General features: G+C 63.7%; 19 protein-coding genes. 6 read left to right on the top strand and 13 right to left on the bottom strand.

All coding sequences use genetic code 11. The features are described 5' to 3' along the window. Nucleotides 1–197: 197 nt before the first annotated feature. The 3 genes from slmA to QFZ83_RS24485 all read right to left on the bottom strand — a co-directional run bounded on the left by slmA (nucleotide 198) and on the right by QFZ83_RS24485 (nucleotide 2,946). Nucleotides 198–845, bottom strand: coding sequence for a nucleoid occlusion factor SlmA (gene slmA / locus QFZ83_RS24475; protein WP_306880539.1), 648 nt, complete (start codon nucleotides 843–845; stop codon nucleotides 198–200). A gap of 66 nt (nucleotides 846–911) precedes the next feature. Then, nucleotides 912–1,805 (bottom strand): acetylglutamate kinase, encoded by an 894-nt coding sequence (gene argB, locus QFZ83_RS24480; RefSeq protein ID WP_013539261.1) that lies wholly within the window; start codon nucleotides 1,803–1,805, stop codon nucleotides 912–914. A 49-nt stretch (nucleotides 1,806–1,854) separates the two neighbouring features. Next, nucleotides 1,855–2,946, bottom strand: a complete 1,092-nt coding sequence (locus tag QFZ83_RS24485; RefSeq protein WP_306880540.1) for a glycosyltransferase family 4 protein — start codon at nucleotides 2,944–2,946, stop codon at nucleotides 1,855–1,857. Between the two features lie 45 nt (nucleotides 2,947–2,991). Between QFZ83_RS24485 and QFZ83_RS24490 the strand changes: the two genes are divergently transcribed. The 3 genes from QFZ83_RS24490 to gmd all read left to right on the top strand — a co-directional run bounded on the left by QFZ83_RS24490 (nucleotide 2,992) and on the right by gmd (nucleotide 7,067). Then, complete coding sequence (locus QFZ83_RS24490; protein ID WP_307510775.1) at nucleotides 2,992–3,762, top strand: glycosyltransferase family 2 protein; 771 nt, start codon at nucleotides 2,992–2,994, stop codon at nucleotides 3,760–3,762. Nucleotides 3,763–3,840: 78 nt separating this feature from the next. Then, complete coding sequence (locus QFZ83_RS24495) at nucleotides 3,841–5,880, top strand: acyltransferase family protein (RefSeq protein WP_307510776.1); 2,040 nt, start codon at nucleotides 3,841–3,843, stop codon at nucleotides 5,878–5,880. A 149-nt stretch (nucleotides 5,881–6,029) separates the two neighbouring features. Continuing rightward, nucleotides 6,030–7,067 carry a GDP-mannose 4,6-dehydratase gene (gmd, locus tag QFZ83_RS24500; protein ID WP_307510777.1) on the top strand — a complete coding sequence of 346 codons (1,038 nt, stop codon included), beginning with the start codon at nucleotides 6,030–6,032 and terminating at the stop codon, nucleotides 7,065–7,067. A 33-nt stretch (nucleotides 7,068–7,100) separates the two neighbouring features. Here gmd and QFZ83_RS24505 read toward each other — a convergent pair whose 3' ends face one another. Both QFZ83_RS24505 and QFZ83_RS24510 read right to left on the bottom strand, forming a co-directional pair. Further along, complete coding sequence (locus QFZ83_RS24505; RefSeq protein ID WP_307510778.1) at nucleotides 7,101–8,156, bottom strand: glycosyltransferase family 2 protein; 1,056 nt, start codon at nucleotides 8,154–8,156, stop codon at nucleotides 7,101–7,103. A 27-nt stretch (nucleotides 8,157–8,183) separates the two neighbouring features. Then, nucleotides 8,184–9,188 carry a glycosyltransferase gene (locus QFZ83_RS24510; protein WP_307510779.1) on the bottom strand — a complete coding sequence of 335 codons (1,005 nt, stop codon included), beginning with the start codon at nucleotides 9,186–9,188 and terminating at the stop codon, nucleotides 8,184–8,186. A 318-nt stretch (nucleotides 9,189–9,506) separates the two neighbouring features. Between QFZ83_RS24510 and QFZ83_RS24515 the strand changes: the two genes are divergently transcribed. The 3 genes from QFZ83_RS24515 to QFZ83_RS24525 all read left to right on the top strand — a co-directional run bounded on the left by QFZ83_RS24515 (nucleotide 9,507) and on the right by QFZ83_RS24525 (nucleotide 12,267). Further along, nucleotides 9,507–10,310 (top strand): ABC transporter permease, encoded by an 804-nt coding sequence (locus QFZ83_RS24515; RefSeq protein WP_013539255.1) that lies wholly within the window; start codon nucleotides 9,507–9,509, stop codon nucleotides 10,308–10,310. A 3-nt stretch (nucleotides 10,311–10,313) separates the two neighbouring features. After that, nucleotides 10,314–11,015, top strand: coding sequence for an ABC transporter ATP-binding protein (locus tag QFZ83_RS24520; protein ID WP_307510780.1), 702 nt, complete (start codon nucleotides 10,314–10,316; stop codon nucleotides 11,013–11,015). A gap of 136 nt (nucleotides 11,016–11,151) precedes the next feature. After that, nucleotides 11,152–12,267: a bifunctional 2-polyprenyl-6-hydroxyphenol methylase/3-demethylubiquinol 3-O-methyltransferase UbiG gene (locus QFZ83_RS24525; protein WP_307510781.1), complete on the top strand. Its 1,116-nt coding sequence runs from the start codon at nucleotides 11,152–11,154 to the stop codon at nucleotides 12,265–12,267. Nucleotides 12,268–12,276: 9 nt separating this feature from the next. On the opposite strand, the gene QFZ83_RS24530 is transcribed toward QFZ83_RS24525, so the two are convergent. From QFZ83_RS24530 to QFZ83_RS24565, 8 genes are all read right to left on the bottom strand, one after another. Then, nucleotides 12,277–13,374 (bottom strand): acyltransferase, encoded by a 1,098-nt coding sequence (locus QFZ83_RS24530; RefSeq protein ID WP_307510782.1) that lies wholly within the window; start codon nucleotides 13,372–13,374, stop codon nucleotides 12,277–12,279. After that, nucleotides 13,371–14,579, bottom strand: a complete 1,209-nt coding sequence (locus QFZ83_RS24535; RefSeq protein WP_307510784.1) for an acyltransferase — start codon at nucleotides 14,577–14,579, stop codon at nucleotides 13,371–13,373. Before QFZ83_RS24535 ends, QFZ83_RS24530 begins: the two co-directional genes overlap by 4 nt. A 33-nt stretch (nucleotides 14,580–14,612) precedes the next feature. After that, the gene (locus tag QFZ83_RS24540) at nucleotides 14,613–15,683 is read right to left on the bottom strand and encodes a glycosyltransferase family 4 protein (RefSeq protein WP_307510786.1); all 1,071 of its coding nucleotides are present in this window, start codon (nucleotides 15,681–15,683) and stop codon (nucleotides 14,613–14,615) included. Continuing rightward, nucleotides 15,680–16,852 carry a glycosyltransferase family 2 protein gene (locus QFZ83_RS24545; protein ID WP_307510788.1) on the bottom strand — a complete coding sequence of 391 codons (1,173 nt, stop codon included), beginning with the start codon at nucleotides 16,850–16,852 and terminating at the stop codon, nucleotides 15,680–15,682. The genes QFZ83_RS24540 and QFZ83_RS24545 overlap by 4 nt, the downstream gene beginning before the upstream one ends. Then, a complete protein-coding gene (locus QFZ83_RS24550) occupies nucleotides 16,849–17,949 on the bottom strand; it encodes a DegT/DnrJ/EryC1/StrS aminotransferase family protein (protein WP_307510790.1) in 1,101 nt (366 codons plus the stop codon). The genes QFZ83_RS24545 and QFZ83_RS24550 overlap by 4 nt, the downstream gene beginning before the upstream one ends. A gap of 41 nt (nucleotides 17,950–17,990) precedes the next feature. After that, entirely contained in the window at nucleotides 17,991–18,638 is a 648-nt protein-coding gene (locus QFZ83_RS24555; RefSeq protein WP_307510792.1) for a NeuD/PglB/VioB family sugar acetyltransferase, read from the bottom strand. A gap of 114 nt (nucleotides 18,639–18,752) precedes the next feature. After that, a complete protein-coding gene (locus QFZ83_RS24560; protein ID WP_307510794.1) occupies nucleotides 18,753–19,922 on the bottom strand; it encodes a glycosyltransferase family 4 protein in 1,170 nt (389 codons plus the stop codon). Further along, nucleotides 19,922–21,250: a hypothetical protein gene (locus QFZ83_RS24565; RefSeq protein ID WP_307510796.1), complete on the bottom strand. Its 1,329-nt coding sequence runs from the start codon at nucleotides 21,248–21,250 to the stop codon at nucleotides 19,922–19,924. The genes QFZ83_RS24560 and QFZ83_RS24565 overlap by 1 nt, the downstream gene beginning before the upstream one ends. Between the last annotated feature and the right edge of the window lie 20 nt (nucleotides 21,251–21,270).

Raw genomic sequence — 21,270 nt, forward strand, 5'->3', positions numbered from 1 at the left:
GGCCGCGGCTGCGCGGGCTGGGGGAAGGACAAGCGTTCATCCGAACCTCCGATCCAGAGGTCATGCGAAACGGGCTTGTCACCGCGACATCACGTGGCGGCAAGGGAAGAATTCATCGTACGCGCCGCAACGAGTCGCGTCGAGTTCGGCATTGCTGCGGCGGACCGGCTGGGAAGCCGGTCGGCCTTGGCGTCACTTCAAACGATCAGGGCGATCGTGGCTTCCAGGTGTTCGGAAGGTGCGCGGCGGAAACCCGAGCGCGCAAAGCGCTGCAGTTGCCCGACCACGAAGGCGGTGAGCGCGGCGGCGCGCACCTGCGCATCGACGGAGGGCGTGGCCGACCCTTCGGCGGTGGCCGCGCCGCGCAGCACCTGGCGCAGCGTGGATTCGATCTTGTCGAAGAACTGGTTCATGCGCTGCTGTAGGCGCTCGTTCTCGTAGACCAGCGCATCGCCGACCATGACGCGCGTCATGCCCGGGTTGCGCTCGGCGAACTGGACCAGCAACGTGAGGATGCGCGCGGCTTGCTGGGCGCCGGTGGCGCCCTCGCGCTCGAGGATCTGGTTCACCAGGGTGAACACGCTCTGCTCGATGAAATCGATCAGGCCCTCGAACATCTGGGCCTTGCTCGCGAAATGGCGGTAGAGCGCGGCCTCGCTCACTTCGAGCCGCGCGGCCAGCGCCGCGGTGGTGACCCGCTCGGCGCCGGGCTGCTCCAGCATGGCGGCCAGCGCCTGCAGGATCTGCACGCGCCGCTCCCCCGGTTTCGGACGCTTGCGCGTCGGGGTGGCTGGCGTTTCCGCTGAGGTCTCTACGCCGGGAGCAGCTGTCTCTTCGTTCTGCATGGGAGCGCGTGCAAAGATGTAATCAATTGATTCTCGCACAGCGCAACAGGCGCTCCTCCGCCCTGCTCAGCGGGCGCGAATCATCGTCCCGTAGGCCTGGTCGGTCAGGATTTCCAGCAGCATCGCGTGCGGCACGCGGCCGTCGATGATGTGCACCGCGTTCACGCCGCTCTTGGCCGCGTCGAGCGCGCCCTCGATCTTGGGCAGCATGCCGCCCGAGATGGTGCCGTCGGCGAACAGGTCGTCGATTTCGCGGGCGCTCAGGTTGGTGAGCAGCTTGCCGTTCTTGTCGAGGACGCCGGGCGTGTTGGTCAGGAGCATGAGCTTCTCGGCCTTGAGCACGGTGGCGAGCTTGCCGGCGACGACGTCGGCGTTGATGTTGTAGCTCTCGTTCTCCTCGCCGAAGCCGATCGGGCTCACGACGGGAATGAACGCATCGTCCTGCAGCGCCTTCACCACGCTGGGGTCGATGGAGACGATGTCGCCGACCTGGCCCACGTCGTGCTGCACGTTGGGATCGGTGCGGTCGGCCAGCTTGAGCTTCTGCGCGCGGATCAGGCCGCCGTCGCGTCCGGTCAGGCCCACGGCCTTGCCGCCGGCCTGGTTGATCAGGCCCACGATGTCCTGCTGCACCTCGCCGGCCAGCACCCATTCGACGACTTCCATGGTCTCGGCGTCGGTCACGCGCATGCCCTGGATGAAGCTGCCCTTCTTGCCCAGCTTGTTGAGTGCCGCCTCGATCTGCGGGCCGCCGCCGTGAACGACCACCGGGTTCATGCCGACCAGCTTGAGCAGCACCACGTCCTCGGCGAAGTCGGCCTGCAGGGCCGGGTCGGTCATGGCGTTGCCGCCGTACTTGATGACGATGGTCTTGCCGTGGAACTTGCGGATGTACGGCAGCGCCTGGGCCAGGATCTCGGCCTTGTCGCGCGGGGGGATGTTGAGGACGGGGTCGGTCATGGGCGGTCAGGCTCCAAAGCGTTGATCGATGGGAACGAAAGGAATTCTCTCAAGGCCGCAGCCAGCGCGGGACCTTGAACCTGACGATCATCAGGTACGCACCCACGTACGTCGTGACGAACAGCAGGCAGAACAGCATCAGCACGATGGTGTTGTTCCAGAACAGCACCGCGGGCACCACCGAGAGGGCGGCGAACATCCAGAGGTAGGGCGAGGTGCGGTTGTTGCGCGCCAGCAGTTGCCGAGCCTCGTCGTCCGCCAGCGCCACGCGCACGATGCGGCGAAAGATCAGCTGGTGGAAGTGCAACGCATCGGCCGTGCCGGGCGACTGGCCGCGCGCGAGCTTGCGGTAGATGGAGAAGAGCGTCTCCCACACCGGGTAGATCAGGAGCAGCATCGGGAACCAGGGCGACACCACGCGGTGGCGCTGTACCAGCGTCACGCAGGCCACGGCGATCACCATGCCCCAGACGTAGGCGCCGCCGTCGCCGGCAAAGATCTTGCCGCGCGGGTAGTTCCAGACCAGGAAGCCGACCGTGGCGCCCACCAGGCAGACCATCATGGCCGCCAGTTGCCGGTCGCCCACCTGCAGGGCCACGTGCGAGATTGCCAGGCAGACCAGCACGGCGACCGTGCCTGCCAGGCCGTTGTAGCCGTCGATGATGTTGAAGGCATGCGGCAGGCCGCCGATGGCAAGCGCCGCGAACAGCACGGTGGCATACGGCAGCATCGCCAGCCAGCCATCGACCATCGGGATGCCGGTGCGCGCAACGCCCAGGCCGAGCAGCCAGCACACCAAAAGGGCCGAGCCCATGGTGAGGCCCAGCCGGTAGCGCACCTTCACCTTCTGCGTCATGTCCTCGACGATGCCGCCGAGCACGGCGGGCAGGATGCACACCAGCGTGAGCATCGAAGTCTTGAGCGGCCAGGCGATGTTCAGCGGTTCGATCAGGCTGGCGCCCAGCCAGGCCGTGCTCATGCCCATCAGGATGCCCGCACCGCCCAGGCGCGGCACGTGGCCCTTGTGGAAGCGCTGCGGCATGTCGGCGCCGTAGAGCCGTGCGTGCCTGCGCGCCCGGCGCATGAAGAGCTGGACCGCGAAGGCGGCAACGAAGAAACTGATGACGATCAGGGCAATCATGTGTGGGAGTTGGGGAACCCTAGAATTCCCGAGCGAAATTAGACCATGCCCACGCCTTCATCCCCCGCCTCCCCCGCTCCTTTGCCCCCGATCACCATTTCCATCGTGAGCCACGGCCAGCTCGCCTTGGTAAAGCCGCTGATTGACCAGTTGGACCGGCACAGCCGCGCGTCGATTGCCAAGGTCGTGCTCACGGTGAACATTCCCGAGCCCGACGTGCTCGCGGGGAAAAGCTGGGGATTCGAGGTCGAACGGATCGAGAACGCGAGCCCCAAGGGCTTCGGCGCCAATCACAACCAGGCTTTTGCGCGCTGCACGACGCCCTGGTTCCTGGTGCTCAACCCGGACATCCGTTTCGACAGCGACGTGCTCGCGCCGCTGATCGTGCAGGCCGCACCTGACGCCGGCCTGATGACGCCGCGCATCCTGGAGCCCGGCAAGCCCGGGCCCGAGCCGCACCGGGCTTTGCTCACGCCCGTCGAGATCCTCGGGCGCAACAAGCCGGGCTATGTGCCGCCGGCCGTGCCCGCATGGATTCCCGGCCTGTTCATGCTGTTCCGGAGCGAGGCCTACCGCCAGATCGGCGGCTTCGACGAGCGCTTCTTCATGTACGGCGAAGACTTCGACATCTGCGCCCGCACCCAGCTCGCGGGCTGGAAGCTGCAGGTCGGCGAAGACCTGCTCGCGCGGCACGACGCCCAGCGCGCGAGCCATCGCAGCAAGCGCTATCTGTACTGGCACGTCACCAGCCTGCTCAAAGTGTGGCGCTCGGGCGCCTTCTGGCGCTACCGGCGGATGCAGCGGCCCGGCGCCTGACGAGCGCGCTGAGCGGGGCGAAAAGCGTTTGCGAGGACAATCGGGAACGAAAAAAGCAGGCGCGCCTTCACACAGACGATGACGACGACAACAACGACGAGCCCGACGCTCCACAACGAACACGCCCACCTGGTTCACCCCAAATACCGCCCGGACATCGACGGGCTGCGCGCCGTGGCGGTGCTCTCGGTCCTGGGTTACCACGCGTTCCCGCAGTGGATCAAGGGCGGCTTCATCGGTGTCGACATCTTCTTCGTCATCTCGGGCTTCCTGATCACCACGATCATCCTGGGCAGCTTCGAGGGCGACGGCTTCAGCTACCGCGAGTTCTACGCCCGGCGCGTGAAGCGGATCTTCCCGGCGCTTGCGCTGGTGCTGGCGGCCACGCTGGCCTTCGGCTGGTATGCGCTGCTGCCCAACGAATGGGTGCAGCTGGGCAAGCACGTGGCCTCGGGCGCCGGGTTCGTTTCGAACTTCGCGTTCTGGAGCGAGGCGGGCTACTTCGACAACGCCGCCGAGACCAAGCCGCTGCTGCACCTGTGGTCGCTGGCCATCGAGGAGCAGTTCTACATCTTCTGGCCCGTGCTGCTGGGCCTCGCATGGAAGCGCAAGTGGCGCGTGCTCTGGGTGGTGGGCATCGTGGCGGCGGCATCGTTCCTCCTCAACGTGACGACCATCCACAGCCACCGGACGGCCGCGTTCTATTCGCCGCTCTCGCGCTTCTGGGAGCTGATGATCGGCGGCATGCTCGCGTACATGCGGCTGCACCGGCCACTGCCCAAGCCGGGCTGGGGGCGCCATGCGCAGTCCATCGCCGGGTTGACGCTGATCGTGCTGGGCCTGTGCCTCATCCGCGGCGGCAAGGCCTTCCCGGGTTTCTGGGCGATCCTGCCGGCGCTCGGCGCCTTCTTCTGCATCGCCGCCGGACCGACCGGCGTGCTGAACCGCTACGTGCTCGCGTCCAAGCCGATGGTGTGGGTCGGGCTCATCAGCTACCCGCTGTACCTCTGGCACTGGCCGCTGCTGGCGTATGCGCGCATCCTGGAAGGCAAGCTGCCGTCGGATGGCATCCGGGCGCTGATGCTGGTTGCCTCGTTCGTGCTCGCGTGGTTGACCTACCGCTTCGTCGAGCGCTACACGCGCAAGACCGAGAACCCCACGGTGACCTCGGGCCTCGTGGCCGCGATGGTGGGCTTCGTCGTGCTCGGCCTCCTGGCCACCTCGGGCTACTACGTCGGGCGCCACAGCGACCCGTACTTCAACAAGACGGCGGCCGCGGCCAAGGACTGGGGCTACCCGGACGGCCTGAGCCCGATCAAGGTCGATGGCGAGGTGCTGCAGCAGATCGGCCACGGCAAGCGCCGGGTGCTGTTCTTCGGCGACAGCCACATCGAGCAGTACGGCCCGCGCGCGGTCGAGCTGAGCAAGACCGCGCCCGACACGCTCGACTCGCTCTCCTTCGTGACCTGGGGCGCCTGCCCGCCGATTCCCAACGTGGTCGACGAGCAGAACAACCTCTGCGCGGAACGGCGGGACGGCGGCATGCGCCTGGCGGTGAGCGACAAGTTCGATGCGGTCGTCTTCGGCGGCTGCTGGAACTGCTACTTCTCGGAGACCGACAAGCCCACCGCCGACAACGCCGCGGCCGACCGCTACTACTACCAGGACGGCAAGAACAAGCGCCGCTTCATGGGCGGCGGTGGCGCGGACTTCGCGCTCAATACGCTGGAGACCGTGCTGACTGCGCTGTCCAAGCACAAGCAGGTCTACCTGCTGCTGGACAACCCGGTCGGCGAAGGCTTCGGCCCCGAGGAGTTCGTGAAGGGCGGGCGCCTGGGCAACATGACCGTCGGGCGCATGTCACCGACCGCGCCCTGGGTCTCGGAGCAGAAGGCGCTGCACGAGCGCATGCGCCAGATCGCCAAGCGCAGCGGCGCCATCGTGATCGACCCGATTCCGACGCTGTGCGAGAAAGACTGGTGCACCCGCGCGGATGCCGATGCCACGCCGATCTACAAGGACGCCGGGCACCTGCGCGCCGAGTACGTGCGCAAGTTCGCGACGTGGATCGATGCGGCGATGACCTCGAGGTCGCCCGCCTCCGCTCCGGCCCGCTGAATAGGTACCTCGCGCGTCTTCAGCACCTCGCAGGGCTGGCGTGCACTTTCATACAGGCCGGGAAGCGTTTTGGCAAAATAGCTCCGAGCGGCGCCTGTCACGCTTCTTGCAGTGAAATGGGCTACCTTTTCTCCAACCGCGAGGTTTTCATGAAGAAACGTGCCGTTGTCACGGGCATCACGGGTCAGGACGGCGCCTATCTGGCGGAGCTCCTTCTTTCCAAGGGGTACGAAGTCCACGGCGCGTACCGCCGCACCAGTTCGGTCAATTTCTGGCGCATCGAGCAGTTGGGCATCCAGAACCACCCCGACCTTCACTTGATCGAGTACGACCTGACCGACCAGGGCAGTTCGATCACGCTGCTGCGCGACGCGCAACCTGACGAGGTGTACAACCTCGCGGCCCAGAGCTTCGTGGGCGCAAGCTTCAATCAGCCCGGCGCAACGGCGCAGATCACCGGCATCGGCGCCTTGAACCTGCTGGAGGCGGTTCGCCTCGTGAACCCGAAAATCCGCTTCTACCAGGCCTCGACCTCCGAGATGTTCGGCAAGGTGCAGGCCGTTCCGCAGACCGAAGAAACTCCCTTCTACCCGCGCAGCCCCTACGGCGTCGCCAAGCTCTACGCCCACTGGATGACCGTCAACTACCGCGAGAGCTACGACATCTTCGGCTGCAGTGGCATCCTCTTCAACCACGAGAGCCCGCTGCGCGGGCGCGAGTTCGTCACGCGCAAGATCACCGATGCCGTGGCCAAGATCAAGCTCGGCCTCCTCGACGTGCTCGAGCTGGGCAACCTCGACGCCAAGCGCGATTGGGGTTTTGCGAAGGAATACGTCGAGGGCATGTGGCGCATGCTGCAGGCCGACGAGCCCGATACATACGTGCTGGCCACCAACCGCACGGAAACCGTGCGCGACTTTGTTCGCATGGCATTCAAGGGCGTGGGTGTGGACGTCGAATTCAGGGGCAGCGGCGAAGCCGAAAGCGCGGTCGACACGGCTTCAGGCAAGACCGTGATGCGCATCAACCCCAAGTTCTACCGGCCGGCCGAAGTCGAACTGCTGATCGGCAGCGCCGCCAAGGCCAAGGCCAAGCTGGGCTGGGAGCCCGCCACCACGCTGGAGCAGTTGTGCCAGATGATGGTGGACGCCGACCTGCAGCGCAATGCGCGCGGCGCTTCGTTCTGACGAAGGCGAACGGGAGCAATCCCGACGGCGCGCTCAGTTTTTGTAGATTCGCCTCAGGCTGCGGATGACCGGCAGCTTGGTCAGCCCGCCGACGAGCCGCACCACGCCCGGCGGGCAGTGGTTGAGCAGGAACAGCGTGATCCGCAGGCGCAGCTTCTTCTTGCGCCCCACATACGGGTTGGCCAGCACCATCGCGCCGTACTCGTTGAGGATCGCGGTCATCTCCTCGCGGTACTGGTCGTCGTTCTTGATCGACTCGATCGCGTGGTTGACGAAGTACGGCTGGAACCGGGGCGCTAGGAAATCACGCAAGTAGTAGCGCCCGCGCAGGTGCTCGTCGGGGAACATCTGGGTGAGCTTCTTGAAGTACTTGAAGCGGCTACGGATCATCCGGATGCCGAACGACGTGCTGGCCGTGTGGATGCACCAGACGGTGACGGCCTTGTCCACGAAGTAGTTGCTGAACCCCTTGCGGAAGATGCGCAGGAACAGGTCGTCATCCTCGAAGCCCATGAACTGCGAATCGAAACCGCCGACGGCCTCGAAGGCCTTGCGGCTCACCAGCGCGGCCGACGGCAGCACGAACATGTCGTTGCGCAGCAGGTCGTTGATGTTGCGCTTGGGATGCGTCGCGTGCTCCTTGATCACGCCGGTGCGGATCACGTTGCCGTCGGCATCGGCCTCGTACAGGTCGGCATAGACATACCCGAACAGCCGGTCGCCAGCCGGGATCGACGCGGCCAGCGTCTCGATGTGGTTGGGCAGGTAGAAGTCATCCTGGTCGAGAAAGCAGATGAAGTCCGAGGTGGACGCCTTCACGCCGGCGTTGCGCGCCGAGCCCTGTCCGCCATTCTCTTTGTCGATGATGCGGAACGGATAGCGCGCGGCCAGCGCATCGAGCGAAGCGCGCTCCTCGGGACGCGAGCCGTCATTGACCACGATGACTTCGGTGGCGGGCACGGACTGCTCAAAGACGCTCTTCACGGAACGCTCGATGAAATCGGCACCGTTGTAGAACGGGATGATCACCACGACGCTCGGCCAGGCGGTCGGCTGCGCTGCGATGGTGGAATCTGGGGAGGCGTTCATTGGGTTCATGGTTCTTTGGGGCGGAGCCTACACAGATTCGAAAAGGTCGCGGACCACGCCGCGCACGCCACGGCCGAACTTGTCGTAGCGGCCGGTCATGGCTTCGCGGGCGATCGGCACGATGCGCGCGAGCCGTGACGCAGGCAAGGCGGCGCGAAAACGCTGGTGCACGATCTTGCTGCGCACCTTGGCGATGATCTCGGGCGGGACCCTGTCCCCCATCTGCAACAGCCGCGCAAGCAGCAGCTCGGCCTTGATCGCGCGCTCGACGTGCGTGTTGCCCCGCGAGGCGAGCGCCTTGCGCACTTTTTCCTTGAACGTGTCGCGCCGCGCGCCGATCTGGTTGGACTCGTGCTGCCGGTATTCGATGAGCGGCTGCTCCAGCAGGTCGACCCGCGCCGTGGTCGATGCGACGATGCTCAGCCATTCGTCATGCACCCACTCGAGTGGCAGCGGCAAGGCGTCGGCCAACAGCGCGCGGCGAAAGACGGTGGTCGCGCCGGTCACCAGGTTGCGGCGCAGCAGTGCATCGAAGGCCTTGCCGCCGTGCACCTGCGCGAGTTCCAGGGGGGTGACCTCCAGAGCGTGGAACAGCGTCTGGTTCAGGTCGCGGCGCTCTGAATCGACCAGCCGTGCATCGGTGTGCAGCAGCATCAGGTTGGCGTCCTGCTCGAAGTGCGCCACCATCAAAGCGAGCCGGTCGGGCATCCACACGTCGTCCTGGTCGCTGAGCGCGATCAGCTCGCTGGTGCAGGCGCTGATGGCCTGCTCGAAATTCTTGACAACGCGCAACGCGACCGGATTCTCGAAGATCCGCAGCGCGATCGGCGGACCCGGGCGCTCGGCCGCGCATTCGGCGACGGCGGCGCGCACCACCTCCACCGAGCCGTCGCGCGAGGCGTCGTCGGACAGCACGATCTCCACCGGCGGCCGGGTCTGCAGGCAGATGCTGCGCACCTGCTCGCGGAGGAACCGGGCGCCGTTGTAGGTGCAGAGGGCGACGGAGACTTCGAGGGGGTGCGGAATGCTCATGAATGGATCGAATTCTTGTGGGGCATGCTGCCTGCGGGGCAGTCGCGGCCCTTCCGATCGGGGGGCAGTGGACTCTCCAGGGGTTACGAATTGCAGCGGAACCGGAGCCGGTAAAATTATCTCTCAGTTGATTACTCATGAATAAAATGAGCGCGCCCTCGCAGGCACCGCCCCGGCCGGCCCGGCCATAGCCCCGAAGAAATCCCGTTTGACCTACTTCGGCAACGAAGCGCATTTGCTTACCGCCGTTTCATGCCACGGCGACCTGACCCAGGACAACACCGTCCGCATGGCAGACAAAAACACTGACGAATACGCATGAGCCAAGTCCATTCCAATCTGCATCGAAGCGCGCTGGCCGACTGGTGGGAAGGCACCCGCCGCACCGATATCTGGTGGACGCTCGCCTGGTTCGACATCGTGCTGCGCTACCGCCGCTCCATGCTGGGGCCGCTGTGGCTCACGCTGAGCATGGGCGTGATGATCGGCGGCATGGGGCCGCTGTATGCCTCGCTCTTCGGCACCCACCTGGACAAGTTCTTCCCGCACCTGGCGCTGGGCGTGATCTTCTGGGGCACTTTCTCCGCGGTGGTCACCGATGCCTGCAATGCCTTTGTCGGATCGTCCAACTACCTGAAGCAAGGCTACTTTCCCATCAGCCTGTTCGTCTGGCGGGGCCTGGCGCGCAACCTGATCCAGTTCCTGCACCAGATCGTGCTGTACATCCCCGTGGCCATCTGGGCGGGTGTCACGCTGTCGTGGTCGGTGCTCCTGATCATTCCCGCCTTCGTGATCCTCATCATCAACGCGCACGCCCTGGGCCTGTTGCTGGGCCTCATCTGCACGCGCTACCGCGACGTGACCCAGATCATCACCAGCCTCATGCAGATGCTGATGTTCCTGACCCCCGTGTTCTGGCTGCCCGAGAACCTCCCGGGCCGCGCCAAATACGTGCTCTGGAATCCGTTCGCGCAGATGCTCGATCTGCTGCGCACACCACTCATGGGCGGCGAGGCGCACCTGCACAGCTGGATCGGCATGGGCTTGTGGACTGTGTTTTGCGTCTCCCTCGCGAGCGTTCTGTTCGTCAAATACCGCCGCCGCGTCGTCTACTGGCTCTGATCCATGGCATCCATCTCACTCAAAAACGTTTCGGTCAGCTTCCCCATCTACGGGGCGGGCTCGGCATCGCTGAAGAAGACGCTGGCGGCTTCGGTCACCGGTGGGCGCTTCGGCAAGGAAACCGGGGTCACCGTGGTGCAGGCACTCAGCGGCCTCAACCTGGAACTCAAGAGCGGCGACCGGCTGGGCCTGATCGGTCACAACGGCGCGGGCAAATCGACGCTGCTGCGCACGCTGGCGGGTGTCTACGAACCTTCGGCGGGCGAATTCACGCGCCAGGGCTCCGTGGCCAGCCTGATCGATCCCGCACTGGGCATAGAGATGGATGCAACCGGCATCGAGAACATCATGCTGCGCGGCCTCGTGATGGGCATGAGCATGAAGGAAATCGAACGGCTCACGCCCGAAATCTGCGAGTTCAGCGGCCTGGGCGAATACGTCAACATGCCCGTTCGCACCTACTCGACCGGCATGATGATGCGGCTCGCATTCTCGATCTCCACCAGCGTCGAGGCCGACATCCTGTTGATGGACGAATGGCTGTCGGTGGGGGATGCAGCCTTCACCGAGAAGGCCGAGCAGCGGATGCGCGATGTGGTGTCGAAGTCGGGCATTCTGGTGCTGGCCTCGCACTCGCCGGATCTGATTGCCAAGGAGTGCAACCGGGTGATCCACATGGAGCATGGGCGGATCGTCGAGCGCTGACGATCAGCCCGCTGGAAGCCGGAATTCCATCGCCGCGCCGCGGATGATTTCTGGCCCATGAGCCTCCGCGCATCCTGTGGCGATTCGACGACTATGATCACCGTCCGCGCCTTGCGCGGCCTCAAGGATGAAAGAAATGCATTTCAAATGCAATGTCTGCGCAGCCACCAGCGTGGGCCGCACACTGACGCGCGGCGACGGGCGCAATGTCCTGTTCTGCGAGAACTGCGACATGGGGGTCGTCGAAGTGGTTCCCGAAGATACGAGCGTCTTCTACGAAGACACGTACTACGGCGCGACGCATGCAGAGGTGGGATATCACGACTACGAGTTCACGGCAGATCACAGTCTTCTGTGGGTCAAACTCGTACTGGAGGCGATCTCCCCCACGGGCCGGATCCTGGACATCGGTTGCGCCAATGGCCATCTGCTTCGGAGCCTGAACGGGGCCTACGAACGCTTCGGCATCGAGGTCAACGCTGCCGCAGCCGGGGTGGCCCAAAACAGAGGCGTGACGATCATCGCTTCCGACGTCTTCGATCCAGCGGTCAGCAATCGGACGCATGGAAGTTTTGACTTCATCACCTCGATAGCGACCTTCGAGCATGTGAACGATTTCAGAGGCGCATTCGATGTTTCCCTGAAATCCCTCCAGCACGACGGCGTGCTCATCTTCGAGGTCCCGCTGATGTCGTACACAAGGGACAACAAGGATTGGCTCGAATCCTCGTACGAGCATGTCTACTACCCGACGGTCAAAGGGATGGAGGCTCTGGTCAAGGAATTCCCGGACTATCAGTTCACTGGATTCGAATCCGCCATCGCCGGATACAGCTCGACCTATATCGGCGTTGCCGCCCGCGACCCACAGGTCTTCTCCCGCGTCGCCCAACTGTTCGAGGCCATGACAAAGCCGTCGCCTGCCGGCCTTTCCGATGCGGAGACCTGCATCAATCTTGCGTACAACGTCGTTCATTCATTCAACGTGACAGCCGACCGCATTCTTGCGCTGCCGACGCTCGTCAAGCATGCCTACAGTTTCAATCTGATCAAGCGGCTGACCCAGCTCTGGCATTCGGACCGGGTCGTCGCGGACGGCGCCGCGGGTGCGCTGGAGAGCGCGCAATGGCATGCGCAGCAAGCGAAGAACTGGCAGTACGAATGGGATCGCCTGCATCACGACACTGAAGAATTGAAAGTGGCCAACGCTGCGATGTACAAGCAGCTTCAGTCGCTGCCCAAGCAAAGCTGAAGACCGCGGTTATCGGACAACGCCTCGGCTGCGCGCGGATGAGGCGACACGCAAGACAGCCTGTGAAAAGCGTCGGCCCATCGTGATCCCCAACCTTTCCATCGAGTGAAACAGGGCAGCGGCGACAAGGCAAAGGGCAACCGTTGCGACCAGCAGCACGGCAATGCCAGTCGTCGAAGGCCTCTCCCCGCCTCCGAGCGCCAGATAGGCCCACGATGAGAAGCTGCAAAGCACCAGAACGTGCAACAGGTACAGCGAGAAGGAGACCCGGCCGAGCCACTGGGATACCGGCAACGAAAGTGCCCGCTGAAATCCTTTGTTGAGCAACACGCCATAGAGCAGCCCTGCACTGCAGAGCGTGAGCCACACGGGCCCGAAGTCATTAGGCCGCGCCGCGGCGAAAACGATCGCGCCGATCAGCAAAGCCCACGACATCAACGGCGCAGCATTCGACACGGCCAGCTTTCGATGCATGTCGAGTTGCGTGAAATTCGCGATCGCGGCTCCGGCGACCATCGCCACGAACGGAGACGCAAGCCATCCGGTGACCGCGAGCAGCGCCACATGAATGGCGCCTCGCAGCACAGCCCCCCGTCCCATGACAAGCAGCGCCGCAAAGACAAGGATCGAGCCTTGCATCTCGACGGGCATTGTCCAGAGCGGCGCATCGTATGAGCTTGCGGGCGAGCCATCGACATACACCCTCCAGAAGGAAAAGTGCAGCACGTCCGCCACGGTTGGCGTGAAGGCATAGACGATCGGCAGCCAGCCCTCGCTTCCCGTCACTTTGCTCGCCGGGATGTTGTGCATCCACCCCAGAGCCATCAGCCCCATGGCCAGACATGAGGCCGCGAAGATCGGCACGGTGAGCCGCGGATAGCGTCTAAGCGCGAGGTCGACGACTGCACGTCGCTCGCCGGTTCGAAAGAATCCCACGCTCAGCACATAGCCGGAGAGAACGAAAAAGATGAACACCGAAAATGAACCGTCGGTGAGAAGAGGATAGAAACCCGGACGCCATGCCGGCCAGAAGATCTCTCCCGCATGGCACAAGACGACAACGAGCGCCGCCCAGCCGCGCAGGCCGTCCAGGTAGGTCTCTCTCATGCTTCGGTGCGCACTACTTTGCCGCTGCTCGCATCCGTGATCGGCGGATGCAGCATCTTGGCCCTGCTCCCGCCGCGCAGCAGCCGCTGAGCAGGCTTTTCGACAAGCAGATAAACCGTCGTCGCCAGCACGAAGAGCGCACCGAAGTAGACAAACTCGGGAACGCCCGGCCATGCGAAAGTGGTGACGAATGCCTTGATCAGAATGAGATGCAGCATGTAGATGGAGAAGCTGATCTCCCCAAGGAACACGAGCGGTCGCACCGACAGCAACCGTCCGACCAGGCCGCGACCGGAGGCAAGGCACCCGATCGCCAGTGCAAAGGCCCAGCACGATCCGGCCGGCTGAAAGAACAGGTTGAACCACGGATTCGGGAACTGTCGTTGCACCGCGTGGAAGCCCGCCAACATCCACCATGCGCAGACAGCGAGCGCGATCGCTTCCACAGCCGTCCACCACCACAGTGATCTGGACTGACGGCTCAGATACTTCCTCCACAGCACGTTGGTCGACATGCCGAGCACAAACTCGAATCCGCGCATCAATGGACTCGGGTAGGTCGCATATCCGGCCGTCATTCGATTGAAGTCGCTGCTTTCGATCGGTACCGCTGCGATGCGAAGCACCGCGATCAAGGCCGCTGCCAACAGGGCGGCGCCCAGGAGCTTCCAGTGCCAGGTGCGTTCGATGTTGACCAGCAGGAACGGAAACGCCAGGTAGAAGAACATCTCTGTCGAAATGCTCCACGACACGGAATTCCACGAGAACGTGTACGCCAGAAAAGGGAAGGCCGAGTGCACGAGGATGGCATTGAAGCCGAGCACCACCCACTTGCTGAAAATCCCGGGACCGTCGAACGTGATCGAGTCCGGCGCCACGCTGACGACCAGCAAGACGATGCCCACCACATGCACCGGCCAAAGTCTCGCAACCCTCGCGCGCATGAACGCCAGGATCGACCCGGGCGGGCGGTCACCATAGACATGCGTCAGGATGAAACCTGACAGCACGAAAAAGAAACTGACGCCCTGTGCAAGCGACAACGGCGCGCCGCGCAACCATGGCCAATCGAGGCTGTTGGACCCGTGCAGAACCACAATCATCATTGCGGCAAAAAAGCGCAGGCTGGTCAGCGCCTTGAGATTTTCAATTGTTGGTGGTCGCGACATCGTTGGGGCCAGTGCGCCTGCTGCCGTTTGCGTCACGGCGAAGCGCGCGATACCGGTCGTGAGCCTCTTTCAAACCAGGGCCACTTTCGCGAAGGCGGCCGCGTAAGCCTCGATCATCTTTTCGCGGCTGAAGTGCTCCAGCGCATGGGCGCGCGCCGCGATCTTCAGCGCATCGAGCGTCTGCGGTTGCTCGTGCAGCCTGGACAGCAATGCGTGTATGCGCTCGGTTTCGGTCGGAGGAATCAGAAAGCCGTTGGCCCCGTCGGTCACCAGCTCAGGAATTCCGCCCACCGGGGCTGCGATCACGGGAACGCCGCACGCATTCGCCTCCATGACCAGAACCGGCCTGCCATCGAATTTCGACGGCAGAACGAGCACATCCAGTTGATGCAGTGCATCTCTGGCGTGCTCGACAAAACCGTGATATCTCAGCCTGTCTGCGATCCCACTGGTTGCAACGCGCTCCTTGACCATGGCCGCATCGGGACCCGTGCCGAACATCTCGAAATCGAGCGCGGAGTTCAGGGGCGCCAGCCGCCGTGCCAACTCGACGAATCCGACCGGATTCTTCTCATCCGACATCCGGCCGACATAGCCGACCTTGAGCCTGGAGCCGCTCTGCGTGGCGACAGGGGAAAACTCGTCCAGATCGACACCGCTGCGAACGACGACGACGGGAGGATCGGGTCTGCGGGACGATCGCCTGATGTAATCGCCCATGAAATCACTCTCGACGATCACGGCATCGAAGCATCCTTCATAGAGGAAGTGATTCAACGTATGGCCGATTTCGTTGTAAAGAATGTCGGCGACCCGCAGGGCAGGCAGCCGCTCTTTCCAATAGGGAAGCAAGTGATAGAGCTCTCCGGCGCCTATCTGCAGCACGAGATCCACCTTGCGGTCGACAAGCTGTTCCAGAACCAGATCGAACCGGGTCATCGCTGTCATGCCGGACAGATCGAGAAGATGCCCGGTCGAAGCGAAGTCCTCCAGCGCATCAGGTTCGTAAGCTGCCGATGCATCGCCGCAATAGGCAACCGTGATATCCACACCGCGTGCTCTGAGCGCACGGAAGATGGCAATCGAGAGAGCACCCTTCACCAGAAAAGGGAGCAGCGCCAGGATACGAGGCGAATTCATTTGGTCAGGGTCCGGACAAGACGCGACCATGCGCGCCGAGGCAAAGAGGGTGAAGAGCCTGAGGCCGGAGCCGGAGCTTCGGCGGCCGCCTGGCGCTCAAGCACGAGCGAGCGATAGGCCTGCTCCCATTTTTCGCTTTCCCCCCTGAAATAGTCCCTTGCTTCGATGTAGGCCCGGATGTCGCGGTGAAGCTTGTCGACCTCCTGATATGCATCGGCACTCGGTCCCACGAAAGCAAAGGAACGTCGGCCGACTTCGGCAAGCTCAGGCTGAACGCTGTAGTTGCCCAGCATTGCGCGGAAGTGCTGGAAATCGGATGCCGCCGTCGATTGCATCATCGCGCCGATCAGTCTGTACGCCTGCAATGGCGGCAATTGACTCAGCGACGGATGGCGACACGTCCAGGCAACCATTCGAGTGATGGAAAGAAGCAGCGAGCGAGCTTCTGCAAGAGGCACCAGATTGCGCTGCATCGCGTAGCTGACCTCGAGCAGCGTGCCGACAGGATCACCGTGCGTTACACCGCGGGAATGAGCGCGGATGAAAGTCAGGCGCTCGGGAACGATGGCGAATCTGCAGCCATGCTGCAGAGCGCGAGTCCACAGCTCGTAGTCTGGTGCACGAACCATCAGCGGATCATCCAGCCCGATTCGCTTGTGCGCCGAAGCGCGCACCATGGTGGAAGACCGGCACAGATGGTTGGCACCGATCCAGGTGTCGACCAGATTCAGGTCGCGCGGCTTGTTGTATCCCGCCTCCAACGCATCGGCCGATGGGTGCCGATCGTCGTTCTCGTCATAGATCTCGACATAGGTGCCGATGACATCGAGTTGTGGATCCCGGGCAGCCGCCTCCAGTTGGATCTCGGCCTTTCGCGGATCGATCCAATCGTCCGCGTCCAGGTTGACCAGCCACTCGCCGCGCGCTTCCTGAACCGCCCGGTTGTAGCTCGCCGCCCCACCGAGGTTCTTCTCATTGACGAACAGCCTGATGCGCGGGTCTTCGATGGCCGACACGATGGCCACCGAGTTGTCGACGGATCTGTCGTCCACCACCACGATCTCGAAATCCTGCACCGTCTGGTCCAGGATGCTGCGCAGCGTCTTGCCTATGTAGCGCTCGTAGTTGTACGAGAGAACGATGTACGAAAGAAGCGGGCTCTTGCTCATTGGAGGCAGCCCGTGATGCGATCCAGGTCGTCCGGCGACAGGTCGTCGTGGAAGGGCAAGCCGATCACACACGGCGCGAGAGTATCGGTGACGGACAGGTCGGACATCGGCACGTCCTTGAACGCCGAATGCCGATGGCAACCCAGCCCCCACCAACGGCGCCACTCGACCTTGGCAGCGTCGAGCCGCTGCGTGGTTGCGGCGACGTCCGCAGCCGGAACGATTACGTTCAACGTCATCGTGACCCAATCGCTTCCGACGCCGCGTTGCAAATGCACCGCCTTGCCTTCCAGCCGCCTTGCGTATGCGGCCGTCAATTCGCGCATTTCCTGGATGCGCCTGGGCAGCCCGTCCAGCCCCGCCAGGCCCACTGCGGCCGAGTACTCGGAAATGCGGTAGTTGCCCGCGCGCAGCGAAGACTGGCGCTCCTGGCCGACGAACCCGAAGCCCGTCATGGCCGTTGCGCGGTCCATCAGTTCCCGGTCGGCGCAGAAGATGGCCCCGCCTTCGCCGATGCCCAGGGTCTTGGTGGCATGAAGGCTCACGCAAACGGGTTGCCGGCCGATGCCCGAGAGCGAGGTCAAGGCGGCCGCGGCATCGAAGACGACGGGGATGCCGTGTTGTTGCTCGAACGCAGCCCAGGCGGCGAAGTCCGGCGGCGCACCGAAGGCGCTGACGACCAGTACCGCGGCAACCGGACCGGGCACCCCGCTCAACGCTGCAGCGGCGATTTCGGGCGTGAGCGCCAGCGAGTTCGGATCGGTCTCGAGCAGATACGGCGTCAGGCCGGCATTGCACACCGCATGCGCGCTGGCGATGAAGGTGAATGCAGGCATCAGGCAATGGCCGCCTTGCTGGCAACGCAGCCTCAACGCCAGCTCGATCGCGGTGGTTCCATTGGAGGTCAACGTCACATGGCTTCCACCGACCAGCTCGCCAAGACGGCGGGCGAATTCGCCATTGAGCGGCCCGTAGTTGCTGTACGTGCGCGAGCTGTCGATGCGTTCGAGATACGGCAGGAGGCTGGCTGCCGCCGGCAGTCGCGGTCGCAGGACCTTGATCGTCGCCGGGGAAGTGTCGCGGTCCTGAATTTGCATGATTGATGGCATCCGGGTCTGTGCAATTGAGCGATAAAAAACTAGGCTGAAGGCGGGAGAGAAGGGGAAATGTCGCCCCTGCGCTGGATGAGACGCGCCGGAACGCCGACGACGGTGGTTCCAGGTTCGACGTCGCGTATCACCACCGCGCCGGCGCCCACCGTCGACCAGGCGCCGATCACGACACCTGGCGCCACCGAGACGCCGACGCCCAGGTTGGCGCCTTCTCGAACTGTGACGCGTCCCGCGAGAGCGCACGAAGGGCCGAGATTGACGAAGTCCTCCAGCACGCAATCGTGGGCGATCGTGCAACCAGGATTGATCAGCGTGTGGGACCCGATCGAAGCGTCCGTCGTGACGCTACACGGGCCGATGAGCATGGCACCCGCGCCGATCGAGACGCGAGAACCGATCACCGCGGCCGGATGCCGCACCATGACGAACTCGGCGCCTGCATCCAGCGACTGTGCAGCACGTTGACGCGCCCGGCCATCCCCCACCGCCAGGACGAGGCGCACGGCAGGGTTCCACAAAGTCTCCAGACGTTCGGCCCGCACCTGCAGGCCTCGCATGTCCGGCACCGGGAAACCCGGGTCGACAACGAAACCGGACACGTGTTCCCCGCATGTCTGCAGGGCGGACAGCACTTCGCGACCCAGTCCGCCTGCTCCATAGATCAACAGAGTCATGTGGTGCAACGGTGTGGTGATCGGAAAGGAAAGAGCGGCCGCGCCAGCGCGGCCGCAAAGAGTATAAAACGCCGCTCAGCGCCGGACCGGCGAGAGCACGGAGACATACCCGCGCTACGGGGCAAGCTGCAATGCACGCAAAACCGCCCCCGTCTGCTCCTGCCAGCTGAACTTCGACAGCGCATCGCTGCGCGCTTCCTGCGCCATCGATTCGTAGGCGTCGCTGCGGTCCATGGCGCGCAGGATGACTTCGGCCCATTCGTGCGCCTTGGCCAGGTAGCCGTTTTCGCCGTCGCGAATGGCTCGGCGATAGGTGAAGCTCGGCGAAGCGATGCTCAGCGTGCCGACGCTCGCCGCCTCGAAATACTTCAACTCGGATTTGCAGTCGGTGAACGCATTCGACTGCAGCGGCATGAGGTTGAACTGCACCGTCCCGAGCAGGCGCTGGAGGTTCACATAGTCATGAAAAGGCTGGCGGCTGACACGGTGGGCGAACTCCCGCATCACCGGCCCATGATCGATGTAGCCGACGACCATGACCTCAGCCTCCGGCCGCAGGGCCAGCACTTCGGCCAGCGCGGACTCGACGATCGCGTAGTCGAGGCGATGGGAAGGCGAGCCGCTGAAGTAGCCGAGCGTCACCTTGTCGTTGCCGGCAAAACGCGCGCGCTCCTTCTCCGCAAAGACGCTCTGCGCGAGCGCGAGCTGCTCCCGGTTCATGAAGTTCGGCACCACGTGCACCGGCAGGCCCGAGTAGTCCGCGAGCTTCTGCGCAAGAAAGTCGTTGGTCGTGATCGCGCCATCGCACAGCTTCAGCGTCTGGCCCATGCGGGCGATCATCGCGAACCAGTCGTCCCAGAGACCGTTCTGCGTGACATCCAGGCCCAGAGTGGCGACCACCAGGTGTGCATAGTCGGTGTCGAAGACCAGATCGTCGACGTCGAACAGCACGCGTTTTCGGCGCGCGCGGAACTTGGTGACGAGGCCATTGACCCGATGGCAGTAGCGCGAACGGCAGATGACCAGCACATCGGCGGCGTCGGCGATCTCGTCGAAGCGCTCGCTGTCGGACAGGAAAAAATAGCTCGCCGAGACGTGGCCCGCCGCATCGTCGTTGAGTACGTGAGCCATGTTGTAGGCCCGGTAGCGAAACGTGCTGTTGTTCGGCTCTTCGTAGAAATAGGCCACCCGCACTTTGCGCCGGTACAGCATGGCCAGCCGCGTCGAGAGCGGCTGAAGCCAGGGATCCGCATAGGGAACGGGCGGGGTTTGCAGTGCAAACATCAGCGTCCCGTGGAGAGCGACTCGAGCGTCGATTCGAACGATTGCGTCCAGTCCGAGCCCAGGGCATTGGCTGCGAAGTTGCGGCTGCGCGCCTCCTTGTCCCCTGCGAGCGCCACGCCGGCCCTCAGCGCATCGAGCATCGCCTGCGTGTTCAGTTCGGCAGCGAGGATGTTGCGCGAATAGCCCGACAGATCCTGCTTGTTGGCGAACTTGTTGGTCACCACGACGGCACCGCTGGCCGCCAGGTCCAGAGGGGGGTAGCTGGGGTGCGGCGTGTACATCAGGCAGAGCCCGAGATCGATCGTTCCCACCAGGTCGGCATAGGCCTCCCAGTCGAGTCCTTCGATGCGCTGGGGCGAATAGCCGTCGCCGAAAGTCACATTGGGAATGTCCTTCCCGACCAGGAAGATGTCCCACTGCGCGAGATCGAGGATCTCCTCGTTGACTGCCCTGTCGATGAGATCCAGGCCGATGTGGAAGAGATTGCGCGAATTGTTCGGTCGCGCATAGAAGAAGAACCGCTTCTTGCCACCCGGCTCCCGCTCGCGCTCGTGGAACAGCGACTTCGGAAATGCGGGCTCGAACCAGCATCCGGCGCGCCGCAGGTGATCCAGGCCCGTTGCGATCAGATGGTCGTACAGGAGCTGGGTGTTGACGACGAACCGGATGTCCTGGACTTGCAACACCCGCTCGCATTGAACGCGCTCTTCTCCGAAGGGATAGAACATCCGTTCGTCTTCCTGGAGCAGATAGACGATCGAGGCGCGCGGAACGCTGGGCAGCGCCGCCGCAGTCGTCCACCACGAGGTGGTGACGAAGATTTCGTCGGGGAGGATGTCCAGGCTGGGCGCCGTTTCTCCGGCGGGAAGGGCACTCGGATAGTCGCCTCCGACGTGCGGTGCGAAGGCAAACTGGATTTCCTGCCGCAGCCGAATGCCGTAGGCGCCCAGGACCTGCGAGGCATTCGCTGGGGAGGGCTCCTCGGTCCGGGTCACGATCCGCAGCGTTGCGTTCATTCGGTTGGCCAGTTGGGCCGCAAACAGCAGCGCGGTGCCGACGCCGCCAAAGAGGCTCCCCGAACCGATGCTGTCGGTCACCAGGCTGATGCGCGGGAGCGAGGACTTCGGGATCACATAAGTATTCAGTGGCTGCTGCGAGACGAACTTCAGCGCCCAAAGCTCGGGAAGCGTCATTTTCGGGTCGCTCGTTTCCCCGGGCTTTCCATTCACGCCAACGATCTCGCCCAGCTTCCTGCGAATCAACCGTGCAGCCCCCGGGGTTCCCTGGTCCCGCCAGAAGGCGATGAATCTCCGAATTCGCGCAATCATCATGAATTCCTAGTTTTTAT

It is taken from the genome of Variovorax sp. W1I1, assembly GCF_030815625.1.
Lineage (GTDB): Bacteria > Pseudomonadota > Gammaproteobacteria > Burkholderiales > Burkholderiaceae_C > Variovorax > Variovorax paradoxus_C.

Bases quoted from the DNA above. Each gene is read 5' to 3' on its own strand.
- slmA (WP_306880539.1), bottom strand. From the start codon at position 845: ATGCAGAACGAAGAGACAGCTGCTCCCGGCGTAGAGACCTCAGCGGAA.
- argB (WP_013539261.1), bottom strand. From the start codon at position 1,805: ATGACCGACCCCGTCCTCAACATCCCCCCGCGCGACAAGGCCGAGATC.
- QFZ83_RS24485 (WP_306880540.1), bottom strand. From the start codon at position 2,946: ATGATTGCCCTGATCGTCATCAGTTTCTTCGTTGCCGCCTTCGCGGTC.
- QFZ83_RS24490 (WP_307510775.1), top strand. From the start codon at position 2,992: ATGCCCACGCCTTCATCCCCCGCCTCCCCCGCTCCTTTGCCCCCGATC.
- QFZ83_RS24495 (WP_307510776.1), top strand. From the start codon at position 3,841: ATGACGACGACAACAACGACGAGCCCGACGCTCCACAACGAACACGCC.
- gmd (WP_307510777.1), top strand. From the start codon at position 6,030: ATGAAGAAACGTGCCGTTGTCACGGGCATCACGGGTCAGGACGGCGCC.
- QFZ83_RS24505 (WP_307510778.1), bottom strand. From the start codon at position 8,156: ATGAACGCCTCCCCAGATTCCACCATCGCAGCGCAGCCGACCGCCTGG.
- QFZ83_RS24510 (WP_307510779.1), bottom strand. From the start codon at position 9,188: ATGAGCATTCCGCACCCCCTCGAAGTCTCCGTCGCCCTCTGCACCTAC.
- QFZ83_RS24515 (WP_013539255.1), top strand. From the start codon at position 9,507: ATGAGCCAAGTCCATTCCAATCTGCATCGAAGCGCGCTGGCCGACTGG.
- QFZ83_RS24520 (WP_307510780.1), top strand. From the start codon at position 10,314: ATGGCATCCATCTCACTCAAAAACGTTTCGGTCAGCTTCCCCATCTAC.
- QFZ83_RS24525 (WP_307510781.1), top strand. From the start codon at position 11,152: ATGCATTTCAAATGCAATGTCTGCGCAGCCACCAGCGTGGGCCGCACA.
- QFZ83_RS24530 (WP_307510782.1), bottom strand. From the start codon at position 13,374: ATGAGAGAGACCTACCTGGACGGCCTGCGCGGCTGGGCGGCGCTCGTT.
- QFZ83_RS24540 (WP_307510786.1), bottom strand. From the start codon at position 15,683: ATGAATTCGCCTCGTATCCTGGCGCTGCTCCCTTTTCTGGTGAAGGGT.
- QFZ83_RS24545 (WP_307510788.1), bottom strand. From the start codon at position 16,852: ATGAGCAAGAGCCCGCTTCTTTCGTACATCGTTCTCTCGTACAACTAC.
- QFZ83_RS24550 (WP_307510790.1), bottom strand. From the start codon at position 17,949: ATGCAAATTCAGGACCGCGACACTTCCCCGGCGACGATCAAGGTCCTG.
- QFZ83_RS24555 (WP_307510792.1), bottom strand. From the start codon at position 18,638: ATGACTCTGTTGATCTATGGAGCAGGCGGACTGGGTCGCGAAGTGCTG.
- QFZ83_RS24560 (WP_307510794.1), bottom strand. From the start codon at position 19,922: ATGTTTGCACTGCAAACCCCGCCCGTTCCCTATGCGGATCCCTGGCTT.
- QFZ83_RS24565 (WP_307510796.1), bottom strand. From the start codon at position 21,250: ATGATTGCGCGAATTCGGAGATTCATCGCCTTCTGGCGGGACCAGGGA.